Annotated in this window: 4 protein-coding genes; 1 reads left to right on the forward strand and 3 read right to left on the reverse strand. The window is 70.3% G+C overall.

What is annotated here, in order from left to right; all coding sequences use genetic code 11:
* Nucleotides 1-440: 440 nt before the first annotated feature.
* Nucleotides 441-1,793, reverse strand: coding sequence for a lysine N(6)-hydroxylase/L-ornithine N(5)-oxygenase family protein (locus N4G66_RS44700; RefSeq protein ID WP_261710075.1), 1,353 nt, complete (start codon nucleotides 1,791-1,793; stop codon nucleotides 441-443).
* An 816-nt stretch (nucleotides 1,794-2,609) separates the two neighbouring features.
* Between N4G66_RS44700 and N4G66_RS44705 the strand changes: the two genes are divergently transcribed.
* Nucleotides 2,610-3,254 (forward strand): FMN-binding negative transcriptional regulator, encoded by a 645-nt coding sequence (locus N4G66_RS44705; protein ID WP_261710076.1) that lies wholly within the window; start codon nucleotides 2,610-2,612, stop codon nucleotides 3,252-3,254.
* Between the two features lie 27 nt (nucleotides 3,255-3,281).
* On the opposite strand, the gene N4G66_RS44710 is transcribed toward N4G66_RS44705, so the two are convergent.
* Together N4G66_RS44710 and N4G66_RS44715 are read right to left on the reverse strand one after the other, a co-directional pair.
* Nucleotides 3,282-4,085: an LmbU family transcriptional regulator gene (locus N4G66_RS44710; protein WP_261710077.1), complete on the reverse strand. Its 804-nt coding sequence runs from the start codon at nucleotides 4,083-4,085 to the stop codon at nucleotides 3,282-3,284.
* Between the two features lie 873 nt (nucleotides 4,086-4,958).
* The coding region (locus tag N4G66_RS44715) for a hypothetical protein (protein ID WP_261710078.1) at nucleotides 4,959-5,155 on the reverse strand (197 nt) is incomplete at its 5' end.

Consider the following 5,155-nt stretch of genomic DNA (forward strand, 5'->3'; position numbering starts at 1 on the left):
TCACGACTCCTTCTGTGGGGGCCCCGGCCACGGGCCGGGCCCGTGCCGGTGGACATGCGCTGGAGAACTGCGTGAAGACGCTTGGCTACGCTGCGGGCTCTTGGGACGGTTGGCGCCTGTCGGCCCGGGCTGTGTGCGCCGCGGACGCGGGCCGGCACCGGGCCGGTTCTCGTCGACTCGCCCGCGATGGAGCCGCTTCCGGTTCTTGAGTGTCCTGCTGTCGCGTCACGTCCTGTCAACAGGACAGCGGGCGGGGGACATCAGGGGCGATGGGGACGGCGGGCTCTCCGGGTTCCGGTGGACGACGGGTGTTGGCACCGGCCGTGGTCCCCGTTCGCCGCGGACGCCGTGCCGCGGGGGCGGGCGCGTCCTGGAAGCCGCCGGGGCCCGGCCCGGCGCCGCAGCCACGGCACCGGGGCGCCCGCCCCGGGACGGCCGTCTCAGGCGATCGAGTGCGCGACCTCCACCGGGCAGGTACGGCCCAGCTCCCGCTCGGTGCGCCGCAGCGCGATCGAATCGGCGATCTCACCGCTGCGTACCGCGATGTTCGACAGCAGGGACGACGACAGGCCGTGGCTGTGCTCGGTGCCGCCCTGGAGATAGACGCCGCAGGTCAGCCCCGATGCGCTGACGAGGCGGTAGTCGCGTTCCACCCGGTGCCTGCCCGCCGTGTCGCGCAGGAAGTGCCGGTCGAAGTCGCCGAGCAGGCGGGCCGGATCCAGGCCGTCGTAGCCGGTGGCGAACACCAGCGCGTCCACGGCCAGTTCCTCCGTCCGGTCGTCGAGCAGCGAGTGCAGGACCACCCGTGTCGCGCTGTCGGTGTGCTGGACCTCGGTGACCCGGGTGAGATTGCGGAAGTGCAGCCGCCGGATGCCGCGCATCTCCTCGTCGTACGCACGCTGGTACAGCGCCCGGATGACGTCGGAGTCGACCACCGAGTAGTTGGTGTTGCGGTGATAGCGCCAGAACGCGTCCCGGGCCCGCTCGGTGCCGAAGTAGAACTCGTCGACCGCGCCGGGGTCGAACACCTGGTTGGCGAAGGGGGTGTCGTCGGCGACGGAGTAGCCGTAGGACGGGATGACCGCGGACACCTGGGCGTGCGGCAGCGCGTCGTGGAGGAACCGGGTGATCTCGGCCGCGCTCTGGCCGGCGCCGACCACCGCCACGCTCTTGAGCTCGTCCGGGGTCCGTGCGTTGAACCTGCCCAGGAACTCCGAGCTGTGCCACACCCGTTCGCCGGCCGTCATGCCCTCCGGCAGACGTGGCACCAGGCCCGTGGAGATGGCCACGTTGCGCGCGGTGACCACTTGGGTGGTACCGTCGCCGGCGCGCACCTCGATCTCCAGGAGGTCGGACCCCGGGGAGCCGGCTTCGGTGACGGGCCGGATCGAGGTGACCTCGGCGCCGTAGGTGACCCGGTCGCTCATGCCGGCGGCCGCCCACTCCAGGTACTGGTGGAACTCCTGGCGGGTCGGGAAGAAGTCCTGGTTGTTCACGAACTGCACCAGCCGGTTCGCGGCGTGCAGATACGAGACGAAGCTGAACCGGGACATCGGATTCCTGAAGGTCGCCAGGTCCTTGAGGAACGAGATCTGCATGGTCGTCGACGGCAGCAGCATGTTCCGGTGCCAGCCGAACGCGGGCTGCCGCTCGAAGAAGTGGGACGTGACCGGATGCTGCGGATCGCTCGCCCCGTGTTCCTCCAGGGCGATCGCGAGCGACAGGTTGGACGGGCCGAACCCGATACCGACCACGTCGTAGATCTCTTGGCTGCGCCTGCCCGTTATGCCCATGAAAATGCTCCCGATTGCGTCTGGAAACCCGACCGGTGGCCGGAGTGGCCGCTGTGCTGTCGCCGTGTCCCACGCCACGGGCCCGCAGAGGGGCGGCGAGAGGACGACAGCGCCTTCCGGCTTGGCAAAGCCTTGCCAGGATGTTGGCAAGGCGATCCTGAGATTTCGTCTCGGGACGCTGGAGCGGTGGCGGAGTCGCTGGTGAGAGGGGTGGGATCCGGGGTGCTGCGACGGGACGGTCTTGCCCCGGGGCCCTTGGCCGGGACCGTTTCCGGGGTCCGGCGGCGGACGGCCGGGGCCCGGTGGCGGATGACCGGGGGTGCAGTGGCGGACGACCGGGGTGCAGTGGAGGCACCGCCGGGGCCCGGCGGCCCCTGGCGCTGCCCGCGGGTGCGCGCCGGCCACGGGATCCGGACGGTGACGGACCCGGGCGGTGACGGGGCCCGGGCGGCGGCGACAGGGCCCGGGCGGTGACAGGACCCGCACGGCGGTGACGGGGCCCGGGCGGCGACAGGACCCGGGCGGTGACGGGGAGGGGCATTCGGCCATGCGCCGCCTTGTTCGCCGGCGGCGTCCGCGGAAGGGGCCGGCACCGCCGCCGGTGAATGCGGTGTTCTCCGGAGAGTTTCCCGGAGAAAAACCGGAGACAGTACGAAGGCTGTTTCCGGTCCTTCGCCGGTTGCTCGAAATACGAAAACGTTGTCCTGCCGACGGGACGGCGGTACGGTCGGCGCGGATTCTTGAAATTTTCTCGTGGCGCGGCCTGCGGTGAGCCGGAGCCACGCTCTGAGCCAATTGCCGAAAGGGTGAATCAGAATGTTCGTGCCCAGCTCTTATCGTGAACCGGACGATTCGTGGACGGTTGATCTGATCCGCGGTAATCCATTGGCTCTTGCGGTGACGAACGGCAGCCCCGAGTCCGGTCCGTACGCCACTCATCTTCCGGTCATCTTCGACCCCGAGACGTCCGGCGAGTGGAGCGGCGAACTGCCGGGGGCCACGCTGCTCGGGCACATGAACCGGGCCAATCCGCACTGGGCGGCGCTGCAGACGGGCAGCGTCCTGCTGCTGACGTTCACCGGCCCGCACTCCTACGTGTCGCCCACGGTGTACGAGAAGACCCCGGCCGCACCGACCTGGAACTTCACCGCGGTGCACGTCCGGGGCGTCGTGGAGAAGATCTCCTCGACCGAGGAGACGCTGGGCGTGGTGCAGTCCACCGTGCGCGCCTTCGAGGGGGCGTTCGGCAACGGCTGGGACATGACCGCCTCGCTCGGCTACTTCCGCGAGATCGTGCCGGCCGTGGGGGCCTTCCGGTTCACGGTGACCGGGGCCGAGGGCATGTTCAAGCTCAGCCAGGAGCAACCGGGCGAGGTGCGCGAGCGGGTACGGGAGTCGTTCGGACAGAGCGGGTGCACGTACCGGCGCGAGACCGCCGCCCTGATGAGCCGGCTGCCGTGACATGCCGGAGCCTCGGCACCCGAGGACTCAGGCGCTGATGGCCACCGGCCGGCTCCGCTCGGCGCGGCACGCCACGCCCTCGACACCATGGAGCCCGGAAAGCTCGGAGGCCTCGGAGATTTCGGCGACCCCGGCGACCCCGGCGACCTCGGGGTGCTCCTCCAGGGCGCCCAGGTCCAGGGTGCTCGCGGCCGCGCTGTCCAGCGTGGCTATCACCCACTGCTCGAAGTCCACGCCCCGCTGCTGCGCGGCCTTGTGCCACCACTGAAGACGGCTGCCGGGGACCTCCAGGCGGCGGACCGGCTCGGCGGGAGCGTCCGGCTGCTGCTCGCCCCGGCGCGCGGCGCGGATGGCGCCGCGCAGCTGCTTGGTGGTCCACTGCCGCTGCTCGGCGCGGTCGAGCCAGAGATCCTGTTCCGCGACCGGCATGGAGGCCAGCTCGGCATGGTGCTGGAAGCTCAGGGCGGCCCGGCGCCGGGTGAGGTCGAAACGCCGTGAGACCCACGCGTAATTGCGCAGGGTCTGGTACGAGAGGCCGGCGGCGCGTATCCCGCGCTGGTACCGGTCGGTGTAGTGGTCCTTGCCGTACACCATCCAGTCGCCCAGCCACCAGGAGGACGAGTCGAGGACGTCGGCGAGCTGGCGCCCGGCCCGCTCCCACTCGTCGTAGGCCATCTTGGCCGGCATCTGCAGGCCCACCCTGGTCGTCAGCACCTGGGCCCGGCGCGGCGCGGCCGCCGCGCCGCGCGGCTGCCGCGGCGGGGGCTGCGGGAGAGCGGTCGCCGTGCCGCCACGCGACCCCGCGGTTCGATCGGCCTGATGCGCCATCATGCCTCCATGAGAAGGGTGCACATAACTGGCGAGAACCCTCGCAGGGAGGGCTGGGGCGGCACCGGAGCGGCACTCGAACGGTTGCGCGTCAAACTAATCTGTGAATAGCGCCGATGGCAGGCGGCATCACAAGGCGAGATTCCGACGCGGAAATTGTCCCGTCGACGGGAACGGCACGCCGTGCGGGCCGGGAATCATGGCCGGTTCGCCTCGCCCGAAAATCCGCGGCCGGTAAATCAACGGCCGGGAATCCGCGGCCGGGAATTCCAGCGGATCCGGTCCGCGGAGCGCCTGTGCGCGCCCATCGCGAATCAGCCACCCGGGCACCGGAAAAGAACCAGCGGACAGGTATTTTTTGCCGGTGCATCCCGCCGGTGACCCGCATCGACGAGCCCGGGATTTCGCGGGCCCGCAGGTTTCTTGACGACGTGAATCCCGCCGTGCTGGCCACCGTGAACCCCGATGGCAGCCCCAGACCTCGGTCGTCTGGGTCGCCCGAGACGGCGACGACCTGCTGCTCTCTGCGGCAGCCGGCTGCCGCAAGGTCACCGGGTTCATCCGAGGGTGCCTCGGCCTTCAGTCCGGGGTGGGGGTGCCTCCCGTTTGCGGGGGAGAATCGGACTCCTGCGGAGCAGGGCAGGAAACGGGATGTCGCCCGAAGGGCGGAACACCGTCTACCCGAGTGGGTAAAGTGCACGCCGTGCGGTGCGAGAACCAAGCGCGCACACCGTGCTGATCGAGAGCCAGGACAGCACCTGCACCTCCAAGCTCTGCCGTATCAAACCGGGCTGGTTTCAACCCGGCTGGTGTTGATCGCGGAAGACCTGTCGGGTCGCTGACCCGCAGGCAGCGTGAGCCAGGAATCCCCCTGCTTCAGCTGGGGGAGGATTCAACCTGGCCGAGCAGTACGAGGGGCCCGGCGCGGGCGAGGAGTACCTGGAACTGCCGCCGGAGGTGGTGCGGGTGGCCGTCAGGATCACCCCGCAGCGGCTGGTCGGCACCTTCGCCGACTGACTGATCGTTTCGGAGCGGGTCGAGCGCCGTGCCGGACGTCGCCGACGCAACTCGAG

Origin of the sequence: Streptomyces rhizosphaerihabitans (genome assembly GCF_025399795.1) — a bacterium.
In the GTDB taxonomy this organism is placed as follows: Bacteria; Actinomycetota; Actinomycetes; order Streptomycetales; family Streptomycetaceae; genus Streptomyces; species Streptomyces rhizosphaerihabitans.